This is a genomic window from Sphaerisporangium fuscum (assembly GCF_018531465.1).
In the GTDB taxonomy this organism is placed as follows: Bacteria; Actinomycetota; Actinomycetes; order Streptosporangiales; family Streptosporangiaceae; genus Sphaerisporangium; species Sphaerisporangium fuscum.
This window is the reverse complement of record NZ_JAHDTF010000023.1, coordinates 108,164-124,909: the sequence shown is the minus strand read 5'-3', so window position 1 is coordinate 124,909 and position 16,746 is coordinate 108,164. Positions and strand designations below refer to the sequence as shown.

Here is a 16,746-nt window from a genome sequence, read left to right as displayed (position 1 = left end):
TCGAGTTCGCCCAGCGCCTGCCGGATCTCGGCCACCGGATTGGCCTCCAGCACGGTGACGCCGTTCTCGGACAGCCAGGTCGCGACGGATCGGCGGCCAGGAACCGTAGCCCGGGTGCCGTCGTCTGGGACAAGCCGGGGCCGCGTGCCGCTCAGATGGTCCCGGTCCCGTGATGTTCGGCTTCGACTACGACGAGATCGCGGGTGCGGTGGGCAAATCGGTCGTGACGGTGCGCCAGGTGGCGCACCGCGCCCGTGAGCACGTGTGATCATTACCTCATGACGTCGATCCGAAAGGGTCATGCCGCGTAGGCGGCCCTCGGCGGTCCGCGCACGGGGATCGGTGTGCGGCACCCACAGTCCCTCGATCCACCACGTCCCCGGTCTCGGGCGCCGCGCCATGGCGGCGGTGGTCACCCTGGAGCACACCCGGATGCGGCCCGGCGAGGTGGCGGCGGCCCTGCTGGCGTGGACGCAGGCGGTGGTCCCCGGCACCTCCGGACGCATCTCACCCACCTGCGTGTGTCCCGAATGCAGTGGAACGGAGCCACGCGGGAGGCTCGAACGGGCGCTCAACGCCCTGCCCGTCCGCGCCCGGCGCTCCCTGTACGCCTTGCTCCTTCCCGTCGACCGGCGTTTCCTCGCCCTGACGTGCCCGGACGCGTACGCATCCCCGGAATGGCCGTGGTGGGAACGGCGTACATCCTTGTCGCTACCTAGGTTGTGATCCTAACTAGCTAGCTCTATGGTGTAGGTCGGATCGCGACGATGAGGGGGAGCTCGATGTCTCTGTGGCTGTCCGCGGCTTTGGTGATCTATATGGCCTTCGTCAGCCCGCTGCTGGGCAAGCGGTCCTACGCCCGGCTGGAGCGCGACGGCAGGCTGCTGAGCAGGATGTACGGCCTGTGGATGGCCGAGCTGTGGGGGATGACGGCGGTCGCGTTCCTGATCGTCGGGCTGTCCCCCCGGCTGGACCTCGCCCGGACGGGGTTCGCCGTCCCCGAGGACCCGCTGCTCACCGTCGCGGTGCTGGCCGGGGTCGTCGTCGCCACCGGGGCGGTCCTGCTGACGACCAGGCGGGCGGGGGGAGCGGGCGGGCCGCTGCCCGGGCAGGCCCCCTTCGAGGCGATGATCCCGCGTACCCCCGCCGAGCGGCGGCTCGCCCTGGCGATGTCCGTGACGGCCGGCGTGTGCGAGGAGATCGTCTACCGGGGGCTGCTCATCGCACTGGGCGTGCACCTGCTGAGGCTTCCCCTCCCCGTGGCCGCCGGCCTGGCTCTGGCGGTGTTCGTGGCGGGGCACCTGTACCAGGGGTGGAAGGGCATGCTGGCGGTCACCGTCGCGGGGTTCGCCCTCACCATGCTCTATGTGAAGACCGGCAGCCTGCTCCTGCCCGTGATCGTGCACGCCCTGGTCGACGTCCGCTCGCTGCTGTTCGCCGGGAACGCCCGTCCCCAGCGGCGGATGGAGGATCCGGCCACCGTGCGAGGATGAGGCCATGACAGCCGACCGCCGCGCGAGCTGGTTGAAGGGCGTCCTCGACCTGCTCGTGCTCGCCAGCCTGAGCGAGGGCGAGAGCTACGGCTACGAGATCTCCAAGACGCTCGCCGAGGCGGGCCTCGGCCAGATCAAGGGCGGCACGCTGTATCCCGTGCTCAACAGGCTGGAGGAGGCGGGCCAGCTCGCGGCCGAGTTCCGCGCCACCGAGCGCGGACCGGGCCGCCGCTATTACCGCCTCACCGACCAGGGCCGCGAGACCCTGCTGGAGCAGGGGGCCCGCTGGCTGGCGTTCGACGAGTCGGTGCGGGCCCTGCTCGCCAAAGGGAAAGCCTGATGAGCGACTACTTCGACGACCTCGCCGCGCTGCTGCGCGCCCGAGGTGTCCCGCCCGAGCGGATCGCCGCCACGGTCGGCGACCTCGCCGCCTACCTGGGGGAGAGCGGCGCCGACCCCGAGGAGGAGTTCGGTCCCGTCGCCGAGTTCGCCGCGCGACTGGGTCCCGAGCCGGTGACGCCGGCCGCCGGTGCCGCCGGCGACACCTGGACCTGGACGGCCGACATCTTCGCCGACGAGCGGCGCCTCAACGAGTTCGGCGAGCAGGGCTGGGAGGTCGAGAGGGTCGACAGGCGCGGCATGTTCGTCAGCCGCCGCGACCCCGAGCACCCGCAACGCTGGGAGTACCGCCGGGAGGTCGTGCCCCTCAGGGGCAGGCGCACCCTGCTCGAGCGCCTGGCCCCCGACGGCTGGGAACCCTGCGGCACGTGGTTCCACTACGAGTACTTCAAACGTCCCAGGGCCGCCAGTGTCGGCCCTGCAGGGGAGGTCGCCGCCCCGCCTCCCGCTCCCGGCCGCCGCGTGTTCTTCAGCGGGCGTTTCCACCTGCTGGTGGCCGTGCTGCTGCTCCTCTGCGTGCTCGCGGTGACGGTGCAGGCCGTGACGACCGGCGTGACGGGCGGGTTCGCCACGGGTGCGGCCGTCGGGGTGGCCGCTTCGCTCGCCGTCTTCTGGTTCGTCCAGCGCCGGTCGAACGGCTGAACCACGGCCGGGTCAGGCGGCCACGGCGGTGGCGGGCTCGGCGGGGGTCAGCGGCTCGGGGAGCGCGGTACGGCGGGTGATCGCGGGGGCCAGGAGGCCGACGCCGAGGGCGGCGGCGATGCCCGCGACGGCGCTGAACCACCAGACCACCGCCGGCCCCGCCGTCGCGTACACGCCCGTGCCCACGGCCAGCGCGGTGAACCGGGCGATGCCCCAGGTCCACTGGAAGCTGCCCTGGTACCGGCCGCGGGCGTCGGCGGGCGCGAGGCTCGCGATGACGGCACCGGGGACGCCGCCGACCGCCGCCTCGCCGACCGACCAGACGACGACCGTCGCCGCGTACGTCCAGGTGTCGTGCGCCACCCCGGTCAGGGCGATGCCCACCGCGATCAGGACGCTGGCGCCGACGTACACCGGGATCTGCGGGAGCCGGGCCAGGACGTTCATGGCGACCGGTTGCAGCACGACCACCAGCACCGCGTTCAGCGTGGCCATCAGGCCGAGCGTGGTCGTGGGCAGGCCCTGGTCGCGGATGGCCAGCGGCAGGGCGACCTCGGTGAGCGAGTAGATCATCAGGGCGATGCCGAAGAGCGGGAGCAGCGCCCGCATCAGCGGGTCCCGGAAGACCACGCCGTACCCGGTCCCGTTCCCGGCGTCCGCCGTAGGAGCCGTCCCGCCGCGCCCGCCGGGCAGCAGCGTGACCACGACCAGCGCGTACGCCAGGGAGGTCGCCGCGTCCAGGGCGAACAGCAGCCAGTAGCCGTGCGCGGCCAGGAAACCGCCGAGGGCGCCGGCCACGGCCGTCCCGATGTTGATGGCCCAGTGGAACAGCGAGAAGGCGGTGCGCCGCCGGTCGGCGTTCACCGTGTCGGTGAGCAGCGCGCCCGAGGCGGGGCCCACCATGGACCCGGCGGCGCTGAGGAGGACGGCCGCGAGCGCCAGCGTGACGACGTTCGGCGCGGCGAACAGCAGGCCCTGCGACAGGGCGGTCCCCAGCAGGCCGATCAGCATCGTGGGCCGCCGGCCCATCCGGTCGGCGAGCAGGCCGCCGGCCATCGGACCGATCAGGTTGCCCGCGCCGAGCGCGCCGAGGACGTATGGGATCTGCTCGGTGGCGACGCCGCGCGAGCCGAGGTAGAAGACCAGGAAAGGCGTGACCACGTAGCCGAGGCGGTTGATCACGGTCCCCGCGAAGATGATCCAGGCGGTACGGGGGAGCCCACTGAAGGTGGAGAGCATGACCGCAATCCTGCGGGCGGCGTAGACTCCAGGCCATTGATTAAGCCGAGCCTGAATCCTCGGGGTGCGCATGCTGTCCGAACTGGCCTTCTCGACCGACGACCTGGCCCTCACCAGGTTCGCGGTCTCGCCGATGTGGGAGGTCGTGACCAGCTTCCGGCTGCTGGCCACGGGTTCCGCGCACCCGGTGCACCGTCCCTGGCTCGAGCAGGTACGGCCCCGGGTGGCCGCCGCCGGGCTCGACAGGGGCTGCCTGGCCGAGCTGATCCCGCCCGACGGCTACCTGGCCGACTTCCTCACCCCGGTGCCCGAGGACCCTTCTCCGTCCCTGGAGGCCGAGCTCGCCGTCATCCGCGCCACGCCCGCCGACCACGTGCTGGCCGACCTCGCCCGCCTTCGCGGCCGTACCGGCTCCCGGCTGCAGGCGTTGCGCGCCGATCCGCGGGCGCGGCTGGCGCGGCTGTGCGAGGAGATCGAGGCCTACTGGGAGCTGGCCCTGGCCCCCTACTGGGCCAAGATCCGCGTGGTGCTCGACGCGGACGTCTTCCACCGCGCCCGGCAGGCAGCCGAGCGGGGCGTCGGGCAGGTGTTCAACGACCTGCACTCCAGCCTCAGCTGGGACGAGAACACCCTCCGGATCGTCCGCCGGCACTGCGGCATCTCCCGGGAGACCACCGGATCGGGTCTGCTGCTGGTCCCCTCGGCCTTCGCCGCGGAGACGCTCACCTGGTCGCGCCCGCCCGAGCCGCCCCAGCTCGCCTACCCCGCCCGGGGCGCCGGCACGCTGTGGGAGCACCGGCCGGTGAAGCGTGCCGAGGCGATCGCCGCCGTCCTCGGCCGCTCGCGCACCGTCCTGCTGGCCGAGCTGGAGGCCCCCGCCTCCACGACCGAACTCGCGCGGCGCACGGGCATCTCTGCGGCCGGGGTCTCCCAGCATCTCACCGCCCTGCGTGAGGCGGGCATGGTCAGCGCCCACCGCGCGGGACGTTCCGTGCTCTACGCCCGCACGGCCGTCGCCGAATCCCTCCTCGCCGTCACCGGCTGAGCCGTACGGCGGTGTCCGTGCCCAGGGGCGTCCCGACACGCCGCGCGGGGGTGGCGACGGTCACGGGCCCTGTCATCGGGTTCTGGTACAAGTGATCCAGGCCCAGCTGGTCACGTGGGCGTCGACTCGCAGGGGGCTCACCAGGTAGGGACCATGGTCACGAACGACGAACCACGGCCGGAGACGATCTCCGTGGCGGTCGGGCCCGCGACGCGCCGGTGGAAGGTGGTGACGGCCGCCGCCCTGCTCATCTGCGCGGGCGGAGCGTGGTTCGCCGCGACGCGCTCGGAAGGCGTCCTGTCGCCACCGGACGGCCCGTGGCCAGAGCAGCGCAGGTTCATGGTCTTCCAGTGCTCGATGGAAGGGCTGACGCCGGAGACCCAGCCGGTCGTCGAGAGGTTCCTCCGCGCCGTTCCCGAGATAGAGCGCCTGAAGGTCTACACCAAGGCGCAGGTGGAGGCGCGGCCGTACGGCGGCCACAATGTCTGCGGCGTCCAGGCCCACTTCGTGGGGACGGCCCGGCACCCGGACGACATCCCGAAGATCGCGGAGCGGATGGCCGGGTCGCCGGTGCCCGTGAACCTCGTCCGGTTGCCGGTCAACTTCTGGGCGGGCAAGGCCGACCTACAGGTCACGTTGAGCTATCCCGGCTCCAGCCTGCTGGATTTCGGGGCCGAGTGGGCCCGTGTACCGACAAGGCATGACAAGGAGCTCATCGCGGAGAAGATCCGCCAAGCGGTGGACGTCGAGCACCTCTATTACGTGGACACCGCCTTCGACACCAAGCTGAACGCCTACTACTGTCCCGACCAGCTCTGCGCCTACCCCCGCTCCCCGATGGAGAGCTTCTACGTCAGGACCGACGCCCCGAGCGCCCTCGGCAAGCTGAGGCGCGCCCTCGAGCACGTGCCGGGCGTGGAGGGGGTTCTCGCGGTCACCCCTGACGCGAACTGACGGGCCGCGGGGACACCCGGAGGCGTCCCCGCGGTGTGATCAGTTCCCGCAGGTCACCACGGCGTCACCCGTGAGGTGGGCTGCGAGGTGGCGCCGGCCTTGTCGTAGCCGGTGGCCGTGACGGTCACCAGGACCGAGAGGCGCGACCCGAGGTCCCATCCCTTGACGTGGTAGGTCGCCGAGGTCGCGCCGTGGATCGGCGTGCCGTTGCGCAGCCACTGGTAGGCGACCTTCTCCGGCGCCGGCGCCCACTCGCCGGCGGACGCCTTCAGGCGCTTGCCGACCTTCGCGGCACCGGTGATCTCGGGCGCCCTGACGGACGCGATCGTCCCCGGCGCGACGGCCGCGGTCGGCTCCGACTGCGCCGACGTGTCCGCGAAGTACGGGTCGTCCACCGTGACCTTGACCGTCACCGTCTTGCCGAGATCCGCCGGACGCACGCGGTAGGTCGTCCCGGTCGCCCCCTCCACGGGCGCGCCGCCGACGTACCACTGGTAGGTGAAGCCCGCCACCTGGCGCGACCACGAGCCGCTGGAGGCCGTGAGCTCCTCTCCGACCTTGGCGGCGCCGCTGACGGCCGGCGGCGCGGTGTTGCTGACGGCGAGCTTCTGCGGGTCGTGCAGGTCGACCTCCGCGGCCCGCACGAACACCTGCCGGTGGGCGTACCACAGCTGGTAGTACTTGTCCTGGCCCACGACGTCGGTACGGTCGCCGGGCCCCGAGCCGTCGAAGGTGTTCGCCCGGTAGTAGTCCGTGACCGCGTTCTCGTCGCTCACGGCGTAGGTCTGCCCGGCCGGGATCTTGTACTCCAGCGCCGAGATCGCCTGCACCGGCACGCCCGTGCCCGTGTACGCCGCCGGCTCGGGGTAGGCACGGCCGTAGATGTTCGCCGGTGTCGTCGCCGACTTCACCGTGACCGTCTTGGCCGTGGTCCGGACGACCACCGGCCGCGCGGCGGGGTTGTGCAGCCAGGCGAGCGAGCCCGCCCACCACACGCCGAGCCAGTCGCCCTGCACCTGGGCGACCACGAGCTTCTGCCCGGAGGTGACCCGTGCGCTGATGTCGCTGGCGTACGTCGTGCCGTCGGCTCCGTTCGGCTTCCACCCCGGGTCCTTGGCGAGGGGAGCGTCGTCGGAGGGGGTCTGGTGGAGCGGTACGAAGTTGGTGCCGGCCCCGGGGACGCAGGCCGGCGAGTGCGGCGAGGCCTCCGCGCATCCCGTGACGACCTGCGGGTTGTCGGCGTAGCCGGTCCGCACCTCCACCACGTCACCGGCGGCGACGTCGGTGGTGGCCTTCTGGGAGCCTCCGACGGGGGCGCCGAGGAGCTCGAAGTAGTGGCCCCAGTCCCAGTACGGCCCCGGGTCCCAGTGCACGCTCTTGGTGTTGCCGAACAGGGTGCCGGGCACCTGGTCGTGGCCGATGATGTGGGCGCGGTCGAGCGGGATGTCGTACTTCCCGGCGAGGTACTTCACCAGCTTCGCCGAGCTCTGGTACGACGACTCGGTGAACCACTGGGCGGTGCCGGCGAAGCCCTCGTGCTCGATGCCGATCGAGTGCATGTTCACGTACCAGTTGCCGGCGTGCCAGCCCAGGTCCTTGGCGTCGAGGTGCTGGGCGATGTGCCCGTCGGAGGACCGGATCGTGTAGTTCCAGGCCAGGTACGTGGGGTCCTGCGCCAGCGCCACCGACGGCCCGTAGTAGCCCTCGGTGTCATGGATGACGATGTACTTGAGCTTCGGCCCGCCCGGCCCCGTGCGGTCGGCGATGTCGTGGTTACCGTAGGCGGTGGTGTTGTCCGGGTCGGCGGGGTTCTTCTTCGCGTACGGCGCCTCCAGCCGTTCGCAGTCCAGTCCCTCGGGGCAGTCGGTGCCGCCGGTGGCGGCCTTCTCGCCCGGCACGGTGACCGAGGGGTCGGCGGTGAGCGTCACTCGCTGGCCGTCGTCGGTGACGCGGCTCTCGCCCTTCTTCAGGGTCTGGTACACCTGCTCGGCGAAGTGGTCCTTGCCGCCGAGCCGCGCCACGGCGCCGCGCCAGCCGGCGAGCCCGTCGCCACCGCTGTGGTACGACGCCAGCAGTGCCGCGCCGGCGCAGATGTTCGCGTTCGGGTCGGTCTTGATGGAGTCCGCGGACAGGCCGGTCAGGCTCGCCGCCGTCTCGATCTGGCTCCTGGCCTGGGTCGCCTGGCCCTTGCCCGACCCGTCCCAGTTCGTGGGCTTCTGGTCGATCAGGTGGAAAAGGCCGTAGCCGCCTTCGCCGCTGGGCCGGCCGTCGTGGTCGTCCCAGCGCGACTGCATGTAGGAAACGGCTTTGAGCAGGCCCTCCGGCACACGTGTGGCGGCGGCGGCCTCCTTGAACGCCTGGTCGCGCGTCGGCGCGGACAGCGTCGCCGCGCAGGAGACCAGGCCATCGGACGTCGGGGTGCCGGCCGCGAGGGCGGCGGGCGCGACCGCAAGCAGGATCGCCGCGGTCACTCCTGATGCGGCTACGGTTCGTAGGGGAGATACCACTGATGTGACTCCTTCTCGCATCCTGAGTGGGGGCTCAGGCTGCAGTAATCACACCTCCGTGCCACCGGCTCCGGCTAGATCGCGGATGACAAGGTTTGATTAAGATCGGCACTTCCCGTCAAACCTCCAGTGAACACGCCATCGCTCGCCGCAGCCGGAAAAACGAGTGGCCTCGCGCCGCCGGCCGCGCCACGGCCTTCGGGCCGTGGCCCGATTTCGACGTCTTCGCCGAAGCGCCATTCACAGAAAGGCCGGGGAGCAGTACCGTTCAAGGGAATCCTTAGGAAACTTTCCTAATGGAAGCGCGGACGCCGGGGAGGTCGCGCGCCCCCCACCCCCCAGTCCAGTGAGGCGAACGATGAGACTTCCGATCAGCAGGCTGGCCGCGACGGCCTTACTGTCCCTGACAGGGGCACTCCTGGTCCCCACGGCGGCGCACGCCGCCAACATCGTGACGAACCCCGGATTCGAGAGCGGGCTGTCCGGCTGGTCGTGCTCCAACGGCCAGGCGGTGGCCGGCCCGGCGCACTCCGGCTCGTACGCCCTGCAGGCCACGCCCGCCGGCGCGGACTACGCCAGATGCAGCCAGACGATCAGCGTCAAGCCGAACACGGCCTACACGCTGAGCGCCTGGGTGAAGGGCCCCTACGTCTACCTGGGCGTCGACGGCGGCGGCAGCACGTGGAGCTCGGGCACCGACTGGAACAAGCTCACCACGACCTTCACCACCGGCGCCTCCGCCACGAGCACCACCGTCTACCTGCACGGATGGTACGGCCAGGGCCCCTACAACGCCGACGACGTGGTCCTCGACGGTCCGGGCGGCACGCCGCCGCCCCAGGACACCACCCCTCCGACCGTGCCCGGCGCCCTCACCGTGGGCCGGCCCACCTCCAGTTCACTGGCCCTGTCCTGGTCCGCCTCCACCGACGACGTCGGGGTCGACCACTACGAGGTGTCCCGCGACGGAGGCACCGCCTCGAACGTCGGCAACGTCACCGGCTACACCGCCTCAGGGCTGTCCGCCGACACCACCTACCGCTTCAAGGTGCGCGCGTGCGACGCCGCCGGCAACTGCTCCGCCTACACCTCGGAGGCGAGCGGCACGACCACCGGCGGGACGACACCGCCCCCCACCGGCCTGCCCAAGCACATCCTCACCGGGTACTGGCAGAACTTCGACAACGGCGCGACCGTCCAGAGGCTCAGGGACGTCCAGGACGCCTACGACATCATCGAGGTGTCCTTCGCCGACGCCGACCGTTCCAAGCCCGGCGGCGTCACCTTCACCCTGGACCCCGCCCTGTCGAGCAGACTCGGCGGCTACACCGACGCCGACTTCCGGGCCGACATCCGGACCAAGCAGGCCGCGGGCAAGAAGGTCGTGCTGTCGGTGGGCGGTCAGAACGGCACCATCTCGGTCGGCGACCCCACCGCCGCCGCCAACTTCGCCGACAGCGCCTACAGGCTGATGCAGACCTACGGCTTCGACGGCGTGGACATCGACCTGGAGAACGGCATCAGCCCCACCTACATGGCGCAGGCGCTTCACTCGCTGCAGAGCAAGGCCGGCGCCGGATTCGTCCTCACCATGGCCCCCGAGACCCTCTACATGCAGAGCGTCGGCTCGACCTACCTGGACCTGGCGCTCCGCGTGAAGGACATCCTCACCGTCGTCAACACCCAGTACTACAACTCGGGGGCCATGAACGGCTGCGACGGCAAAGCCTACGGTCAGGGGACGGTCGACTTCATCACCGCGCAGGCCTGCATCGCGCTCAGGGCGGGGCTTCGCGGCGACCAGATCGGCATCGGCGTGCCCGCCTCACCCCGGGCGGCGGGCAGCGGCTACGTCCCGGCCAGTGTGGTGAACAACGCCATCGACTGCCTGGCCAAGGGCACCAACTGCGGAAGCTTCAAGCCCGGCACCACCTGGCCGGACCTGCGCGGCGCCATGACCTGGTCCACCAACTGGGACGCGTCCAACGGCAACGACTTCTCCACCAACGTCGGCGCCCACGTCCACAGCCTGCCCTGACACCTGTGCTCCCGTCCGCCGCTCATGTGCCGTCCGCGCGGAGCCCGAGAGCAGGCCCGGCGACGGTCGGTGCGGCGCCGATCAGCACGATCGTCTTCATGGCCGGACGCCCGTGAGCCCGAGCGCGCTCATGACCATCCGCTCCCGAAGTCGTACGGGAAGGCGGGTGAGGAGATCGGCCAGGCGGGCGTCACCGACGACGTAGCGGCGCTTCGGGTTGCGTGCCTCCACTGCCGCCACCACGGCGTTCGCCACCGGCTCGACGGAACCTGGCTTCTGCTCGGCCATGGCCTGGGCGAGGCGGGCGAGATGGTCGCCGTACAGGGCCAGCCTGTCCGGCTCCGCGAGGGCCGCGGCCGCCCGCGCCGCGGCCTCGGCCTTGGCGAAGATCGGGGTCGACGTGGTGCCGGGCTCGATGAGGACGATGGGGATCCCCCAGGCGGCCAACTCCAGGCGCAGGGCGTCGGACAAAGAGGCGAGCGCGGCCTTGCTGGCCGAGATGGGCGCCAGGAACGGGAGCGGAACCCGGGCGGTGGGCGCGCTGATGTTGATGATGCGGCCCCTGCCGGCTCGCAACATCGGCAGAAATGCCTGCATGACGTACGTGGGGCCATAGGTGTTGACCTCGAACTGGCGACGCAGCTCGCCGGGCGGCACCAGCTCCAGCGGACCCTGGACGATCACGCCCGCATTGTTGATCACCGCATGCAGACCGCCGTCGACCTGCTCGGCCGCGTCCGCGACGCTCTCGGGATCGGTGACGTCCATGACGATCTGCCTGGCGCCGCCCAATGCGGCGGTCCGCTCGCGAACACCCGCCAGGACCACGTAGTCCTTGGCCGCGAGGGCTTTGACGATGGCTTGGCCGATGCCGCCCGCGGCACCGGTGACCAGGACCGTTCTCTGCTGAGACATAGGAGACCTCCATAGGGCCTGAGGTACATGTACCTAGGGACATATGGAGTTTGTACATGGTCTTGGGGACATGTCAAGATGATTCATCTGGCAGGCTCGTGAGGAGATCGACCATGTCATTGCGGTACGGGTTGCTCGGGCTGCTCGCCGAAGGCCCCGCCAGCGGCTACGACCTGGCCCGCCGCTTCCAGGAGGTGCTCGGCTCGGTGTGGCCGGCCCAGCACCCGAAGATCTACGCCGAGCTGAACCGGCTGGCCGCGGACGGTCTCATCGAGGTCGACAGCGAGGGGCCACGGCGGCGCAAGGCGTACCGGATCACCGACGATGGACTGGCCGAGGTGAAGCTCTGGCTCGCTGCGGGTGAGGTCGACCACACGCTGCGCGTGCAGTCGCTGCTGCGCTCGGTCTTCTTCTGGCTGATGGACCCCGAGGATCTGCGCAGACATCTCGACCAGGAGGCCGCCCACTTCACGCAGGAGGCGGCGCGCTACGAGGCCTACGCGGCGGCCAAAGACCGCGGCGAATTCGGCGACACCCCGCAGACACGGTCGCTACGCGTGGCCATCGAGGCGGGCGCCCGCCTCTATCGAGCACTGGCGGACTGGGCCGAATGGGCCAAGACCGCCACCGGCAAGCAGGACCAGCCGGGTGGTCAGCCGTGAGGCAGCAGGTCGTGGGCGGTGGCGACGGTGGTCAGGGCCTGGCGGAGCGCGCGCTTCTGATCCGGGGTGAGTCCGCCCAGCAGTTCGGCGTCCACCTGAGAGGCGACCTCCGCGGCTGAACGGCTGAGCTCGCGCCCCTCCTCGGTGATCTCGGCGAGCTGCCGCCGCCGGTCGGCCGTGTCGCGCACCCGCCGCACCGCGCCCACTCCCTCCAACTCGTCCAGCATGTCGACGACCACGCTGGGGGTGACGCCGATGGTTCTGGCCAGCGCGAGCTGGCCGAGCGGTGCGGCCTCCAGCAACTGCAGCACCGCGCAGTGCCGGGGGCGCAGGCCCAGCGGCGCGAGCCGGTCGGCGAAGCGCTCCGCGGCCGCCTGCCCGAGTTTGCTGAGCAGGAAGGCGAGGCTGCCGGTCACTTGCGACGTCATGACCGCAATGCTAGCTTCCCCATATGATTAGGACACCGAATGATTCGGTCACCAGACGATCGGCGCGCGTGTTCGCGACCGTCGTGACGGTCCTGACCGTCCTCTCGTCGGGCTACTTCACCGTCTCGGGCCTGCTCGCTCCGGGAGGCCTCGTTCCTGGGGGCGATGCGGCGGCGCCGCGCGTGTTCGCCGCTTACATGGCCGCCCGGAGCATCGTGCTGCTCGGCGGGCTGGCCCTGTTCGCGGCGCTGCGAGCCTGGCGGCCACTGACGCTGGTGCTCGCTCTGAACGCGGGGGTGCAACTCGTCGACACGGTGATCGGCGTGACACGGCATGAGCTCGCTCAGTCCCTCGGCCCCGCATTCTTCGCTCTCCTGCTGGGCGCTGCGGCCTGGACCCTGCTGCCGCGCCGCGGGCGCCTGGCCGGGACCTAGATCAGGCGCCGAGTACGGCAGGGGCTGTCGTACTCGGCGGGTCATGCGCGCGGTGCCGCCTCCGCCGGGGGCCGTTTGCCGAACGCGCCGAGCTGTGCGTGGAAGACGCCCATGACCAGCACCCCGATCGCCCCCGAGGCGGCGGCGGGCCACGGCTGGGCGGTCACGCCGGCTCCCGCGAGGAGGAGGGCCGCGATGACGTACATCCCCCACCCGGCCACGAGATTGATCAGCGGCGAGTAGCCGAAGGGCGTCGGGAACGGTTCCTTGGTGATGCCCTTGACGAAGTGGGGCGTCGCGTTCGCCGCGAAGACGCCGGCGAAGAAGGTGAGCAGTATCGTCGTCCACATGCCTGACAGATTAGACTAGTTTCGTCAGATAGTCGCCCAGTGGTCCCGCTTCTGGCCAAGACTGCGGTCGCAGGTCCACGGATCGGCCCGACCGGGGTTGGTCCTGGTGTCGACGAGGACGGCCACACACGTGATTGGGAAGCCATATGATTTGGTCAGATACCCCCCAGAGGTCCCCAGTGATCGGGCGCCGGACGTTCCTGGGCGGGGCCGCGGCGCTCTCGATCGGGGCCGGGCGGGCGTCAGCCGGCTATGTGAGCGGCTCGGCGATCCAGAAGCTGCTCGACGCGGCCGGAGACGGCAAGGGCCCTCGTGATTCCGCAGGTCGGCACATCGCCAAGGTCCCGAAGGCGACCTACCTGCTCACCGAGCCGCTGATCATCCATCGCGACACGCATCTGGACGCGACCGACGCCAGGATCGTCGCGCGCTTTCCCGCCGAAGGCGTCAAGCACACGATGGTGCTCAACGCGGTCGCCGCGGGCACCGGCGGGTACGCGGGAGCGGGCAACATCGCCGTCACCGGCGGCAGCTGGGACCCTGTATGGGACTTCGCCCAGCGCGGCAAGGTCGACGACGCACCCCCGATGAACGTCATCACGATCATCCACTCCAGCGACGTGCTCATCCAGCGCGTGACCATCTGGAACGTCAAATGGTGGCACGGCATCGAGCTGAACGCGGTTCGCCGCGGCACCGTCCGTGACTGCGCGCTCAGGGGCTGGATCGCCGACCCCGGCCAGGGGTTGTGGCACGGCGAAGCCATCCAGCTGGACCTGCCCACGGGCGACAACACCTGGGGAGGCGCCAGCGACCTGAGCCCGTGCCGCGACATCCTGCTGACCGGAAACACCTGCGATGCCTCGGGCTCCCAAGCCGCGTGGGGCCAGCTCACCGGCTCGCACACCAGCGACCCCGCCCACCCGCACGTGGGAGTGCGCATCGAGCACAACACCGTGCGCGGCACCCGCTGGGACGGTATCGCCACGGTCAACGCCTCGGACGTCCGGATCAGAGGGAACGTGCTGGACGGCTGCGCGGGGGGCATCTACGTCAAGTCGGTGGCAGGAAGCCCGCTCAAGACCGTCGAGATCACGGGCAACCAGGTGACCGGTGGCGGCGCCAGGGATTGGCTGGCCGTACGCGCCGACACCCACGGCCCGATCACCGATGTGGCCGTGACCGGCAACGTCGTACCCTGCCAGAAGGTGCACTACTACGGGCCGGTCAGACCGCGACCCGGTACCACGCTGGACTGCTCGCCGTAGCTCTCGCCCCGGGGCCCGCTGAACCGACCGCCCCCGTGGCCTGTACGACTGACTCCATTACGAATCCTGGATAAACTGTCAGCATGACGGACGCGGCCGCGGTCAAACGCGAGCAGATCGCGGCTGCGGCACTCGGCGTCTTCGGCCGATACGGCTACCGGCGTGCCTCGATGGAACTGATCGCCCAGGCCGCCCGCGTGTCCCGTCCGGCCATCTACCAATACTTCACGGGCAAAGAGGACGTCTTTCGAGCCGTCGGCCACCAACTCGTCCACGGGGCGATCGTCGCCGCCGAGGCGGCCCGCCACTCCGGTCGTCCGATCGCGGACCGCATCTACGAGGTTCTGGCGATCAAAATCGACCTGTTCGCAGGCACAGTCGAGGCACGGTTCCGGGCAGAGATGCTCGCCGAGGCCGAAGTGATCGCCCAGGACATCATGGCCGCGTTCGAGTCCGGTTATCTCACCGTCATCGAGGCCACGCTGAACGACGCCCGCGAGGAGCTCGACCTGCTCGACGTGGCGCTGTCCAGCCGTGACGCCGCCGCCATCCTGGTGGACGCGCTCACGGGGATCGCCGGGGCGAAGGCGGAGCCGGCCGCCCTGCGCGCCCGCCTGCGACAGCTCGCGGAACTGACCGTCAGGGGCCTCACCAGCAAGCCGCTGCAGGCGCTCTGACGATCAGGGTCCTGCCTGGAAGAGGCGCCCGCACGACGCGAGGAGACGAGGTGACCGGTCGCCAGGGGATCCACCGCTTCTCCGTGGGAGACCTCCCGTGCGTCGTGATCAGCGACGGCCGGTTGGAGCCCCCGCTGTCGGAGTTCTTCACCCCTGCCACCGGTGTACCGGAACACGAGCTGCGCGAGGCGGCGTCGCGGGAAGAGGGTGGCCGGACGACCGTGACGTGCGGCTACAACTGCCTGTGCGTCGAGACCCCGGCCGGCCTGGCCGTCATCGACACCGGGCTCGGCAAGCGCTTCTTCGGGTACGGCCCCGACGCCACCCCCCTGGTCGGCAGGCTCACCGACGGGCTGGCCGAGGCCGGGTTCTCGACGTCCGCACCGGCCGCCGTCCTGTTCACGCACCTGCACGAGGACCACTCCCGAGGGGCCGTGTGGTCGGGCGAGCCGACGTTCCCGCACGCGACCCCGGTCGCGCACGCCGCGGAGGTGGCGTTCTGGTCGGACGTCGCCTGCCCGGCCCCGCGCGACCAGCGCCGGCCGGCGCTCGACGCGATCAGGATCTTCGGGGAGCGGCTGCGGCCGGTCGAGTACGACGCCGAGATCCTCCCCGGCGTCCACACCGTCGACGCCGCCGGCCACACGCCCGGGCACACGGCGTTCCTGCTGGAGTCCCGCGGGGAACGGCTGCTCTGCCTCGGCGACTCCTTCCACCACCGCCTCCAGCTGAGCCACCTCGGCTGGCGCACGCCGTGGGATCACGACGCCGAGCGGTCGGTGCTCAGCCGCAGGAGGCTCCTCGGTCGTGCCGCCGACGAGAACCTGCTCGTCCACGCCTACCACCTGCCGTTCCCGGGGCTGGGGCTGGTCAGGCGCCACGGGGACGGCTTCGGGTGGCGGCCGGTCGACGGTTAGAGCCAACTGCTCAGTCGAAGAAGCGGGCGAGGCGGCGTTCGTCGGCGGGGCGCTGCGGGGGCTTGACCGGGACCAGGTCGGCGAAGACGGTCGCCTCGTCCCGGCTCACCATCAGGGGGTACCAGCAGCGGCTCACCCTGTCGGGACGGCACAGGTGCTTGAACGTCTGCGGATCGATCAGCCGTAGGTGAGTGGGGTCGGCCACGGCGTTGACGTGCCGCCACCACGGGGCCAGGACGTGCAGGACGCCGCCGGGACGCAGGATCCGGTGACACTCCTGCAGGAGCGGCAGGAAATCGGGGAGATGCTCCAGCACGTGGACCGTGAAGACCTGGTCCACCGACGCGTCGGCGAGCGGGACGCCGTCCCTCAGGTCGATGACGACGTCGACGGACGGCCCCGGCGACTTGTCGAAGCCGAGGTTGTCCGGGTGCTGCTTGACGTCGCCGCAGCCGAGGTCGGCCACACGGGGCCCGGCGTCCCCGACGCTCACCCGGTCCCAGACGGCCAGCACGCCCGCCAGCCGGCCCAGCTGCTCGCGTACCACCGCCAGCTCCGCCTGGCTGTCCACGCGGCCGTCCACGTGGGCGACACCACCGTCGAAGCGCACCCGCACGTCGAGGGAACGCAGCCGCGCATGGTGCCTGAGCAGGTCGGCCGCCGCCTCCTCCAGGTCGCGGTCCAGCAGTTCACGCCGTCGCTCGTTCACCGGGGCCTCTCGTACGGCTTGCCGCGGAGGGGGAGGTCCGGGCCGTGGCCAAGGTCCATCGCTCCCCCC

19 protein-coding genes are annotated in these 16,746 nt (G+C 71.0%); 13 read left to right on the top strand and 6 right to left on the bottom strand.

Translation table 11 applies throughout. The annotated features are described in order from the left end of the window. Positions 1–172 precede the first annotated feature (172 nt). From KIK05_RS28300 to KIK05_RS28280, 5 genes are read left to right on the top strand one after another with little or no spacing between them, the layout of a single operon-like run. Complete coding sequence (locus tag KIK05_RS28300; protein WP_250563580.1) at positions 173–268, top strand: sigma factor-like helix-turn-helix DNA-binding protein; 96 nt, start codon at positions 173–175, stop codon at positions 266–268. A gap of 32 nt (positions 269–300) precedes the next feature. Beyond that, a complete protein-coding gene (locus KIK05_RS28295) occupies positions 301–726 on the top strand; it encodes a hypothetical protein (protein ID WP_214413904.1) in 426 nt (141 codons plus the stop codon). Between the two features lie 56 nt (positions 727–782). Beyond that, positions 783–1,493, top strand: a complete 711-nt coding sequence (locus tag KIK05_RS28290) for a CPBP family intramembrane glutamic endopeptidase (protein ID WP_250563579.1) — start codon at positions 783–785, stop codon at positions 1,491–1,493. A 4-nt stretch (positions 1,494–1,497) separates the two neighbouring features. Beyond that, the gene (locus KIK05_RS28285; protein WP_214413902.1) at positions 1,498–1,833 is read left to right on the top strand and encodes a PadR family transcriptional regulator; all 336 of its coding nucleotides are present in this window, start codon (positions 1,498–1,500) and stop codon (positions 1,831–1,833) included. Further along, on the top strand, positions 1,833–2,534 hold the full coding sequence (locus KIK05_RS28280) for a DUF2812 domain-containing protein (RefSeq protein WP_214413901.1): 702 nt from the start codon (positions 1,833–1,835) through the stop codon (positions 2,532–2,534). The genes KIK05_RS28285 and KIK05_RS28280 overlap by 1 nt, the downstream gene beginning before the upstream one ends. Before the next feature lie 12 nt (positions 2,535–2,546). Here KIK05_RS28280 and KIK05_RS28275 read toward each other — a convergent pair whose 3' ends face one another. After that, entirely contained in the window at positions 2,547–3,773 is a 1,227-nt protein-coding gene (locus KIK05_RS28275; protein ID WP_214413900.1) for an MFS transporter, read from the bottom strand. 70 nt (positions 3,774–3,843) lie between these two features. On the opposite strand from KIK05_RS28275, the gene KIK05_RS28270 reads away from it, so the two are divergent. Beyond that, positions 3,844–4,818: an ArsR/SmtB family transcription factor gene (locus KIK05_RS28270; protein ID WP_214413899.1), complete on the top strand. Its 975-nt coding sequence runs from the start codon at positions 3,844–3,846 to the stop codon at positions 4,816–4,818. 153 nt (positions 4,819–4,971) lie between these two features. Further along, positions 4,972–5,772, top strand: coding sequence for a hypothetical protein (locus KIK05_RS28265; RefSeq protein ID WP_214413898.1), 801 nt, complete (start codon positions 4,972–4,974; stop codon positions 5,770–5,772). Between the two features lie 53 nt (positions 5,773–5,825). Here KIK05_RS28265 and KIK05_RS28260 read toward each other — a convergent pair whose 3' ends face one another. Further along, positions 5,826–8,243, bottom strand: a complete 2,418-nt coding sequence (locus KIK05_RS28260; RefSeq protein ID WP_214413897.1) for an N-acetylmuramoyl-L-alanine amidase — start codon at positions 8,241–8,243, stop codon at positions 5,826–5,828. Positions 8,244–8,637: 394 nt separating this feature from the next. On the opposite strand from KIK05_RS28260, the gene KIK05_RS28255 reads away from it, so the two are divergent. Then, positions 8,638–10,317 carry a chitinase gene (locus tag KIK05_RS28255; RefSeq protein WP_214413896.1) on the top strand — a complete coding sequence of 560 codons (1,680 nt, stop codon included), beginning with the start codon at positions 8,638–8,640 and terminating at the stop codon, positions 10,315–10,317. 96 nt (positions 10,318–10,413) lie between these two features. Here KIK05_RS28255 and KIK05_RS28250 read toward each other — a convergent pair whose 3' ends face one another. Next, positions 10,414–11,232 (bottom strand): SDR family NAD(P)-dependent oxidoreductase, encoded by an 819-nt coding sequence (locus KIK05_RS28250; protein ID WP_214413895.1) that lies wholly within the window; start codon positions 11,230–11,232, stop codon positions 10,414–10,416. A gap of 113 nt (positions 11,233–11,345) precedes the next feature. Here KIK05_RS28250 and KIK05_RS28245 point away from each other — a divergent pair, with 113 nt between their 5' ends. Then, the gene (locus KIK05_RS28245) at positions 11,346–11,894 is read left to right on the top strand and encodes a PadR family transcriptional regulator (protein WP_214413894.1); all 549 of its coding nucleotides are present in this window, start codon (positions 11,346–11,348) and stop codon (positions 11,892–11,894) included. On the opposite strand, the gene KIK05_RS28240 is transcribed toward KIK05_RS28245, so the two are convergent. Further along, positions 11,885–12,322 carry a MarR family winged helix-turn-helix transcriptional regulator gene (locus tag KIK05_RS28240; RefSeq protein ID WP_214413893.1) on the bottom strand — a complete coding sequence of 146 codons (438 nt, stop codon included), beginning with the start codon at positions 12,320–12,322 and terminating at the stop codon, positions 11,885–11,887. The two genes, KIK05_RS28245 and KIK05_RS28240, sit on opposite strands and share 10 nt — an antisense overlap. A 68-nt stretch (positions 12,323–12,390) precedes the next feature. Here KIK05_RS28240 and KIK05_RS28235 point away from each other — a divergent pair, with 68 nt between their 5' ends. After that, complete coding sequence (locus KIK05_RS28235; protein ID WP_214413892.1) at positions 12,391–12,756, top strand: hypothetical protein; 366 nt, start codon at positions 12,391–12,393, stop codon at positions 12,754–12,756. A gap of 41 nt (positions 12,757–12,797) precedes the next feature. Here KIK05_RS28235 and KIK05_RS28230 read toward each other — a convergent pair whose 3' ends face one another. Then, a complete protein-coding gene (locus KIK05_RS28230; RefSeq protein ID WP_214413891.1) occupies positions 12,798–13,106 on the bottom strand; it encodes a hypothetical protein in 309 nt (102 codons plus the stop codon). 179 nt (positions 13,107–13,285) lie between these two features. On the opposite strand from KIK05_RS28230, the gene KIK05_RS49065 reads away from it, so the two are divergent. The 3 genes from KIK05_RS49065 to KIK05_RS28215 all read left to right on the top strand — a co-directional run bounded on the left by KIK05_RS49065 (position 13,286) and on the right by KIK05_RS28215 (position 15,968). Beyond that, positions 13,286–14,374 carry a right-handed parallel beta-helix repeat-containing protein gene (locus KIK05_RS49065; RefSeq protein ID WP_214413890.1) on the top strand — a complete coding sequence of 363 codons (1,089 nt, stop codon included), beginning with the start codon at positions 13,286–13,288 and terminating at the stop codon, positions 14,372–14,374. Positions 14,375–14,457: 83 nt separating this feature from the next. After that, a complete protein-coding gene (locus KIK05_RS28220; RefSeq protein ID WP_214413889.1) occupies positions 14,458–15,051 on the top strand; it encodes a TetR/AcrR family transcriptional regulator in 594 nt (197 codons plus the stop codon). A gap of 50 nt (positions 15,052–15,101) precedes the next feature. Beyond that, positions 15,102–15,968 (top strand): MBL fold metallo-hydrolase, encoded by an 867-nt coding sequence (locus KIK05_RS28215; RefSeq protein WP_214413888.1) that lies wholly within the window; start codon positions 15,102–15,104, stop codon positions 15,966–15,968. A 10-nt stretch (positions 15,969–15,978) separates the two neighbouring features. Here KIK05_RS28215 and KIK05_RS28210 read toward each other — a convergent pair whose 3' ends face one another. Further along, on the bottom strand, positions 15,979–16,677 hold the full coding sequence (locus KIK05_RS28210) for a BON domain-containing class I SAM-dependent methyltransferase (RefSeq protein ID WP_214413887.1): 699 nt from the start codon (positions 16,675–16,677) through the stop codon (positions 15,979–15,981). Positions 16,678–16,746 lie beyond the last annotated feature (69 nt).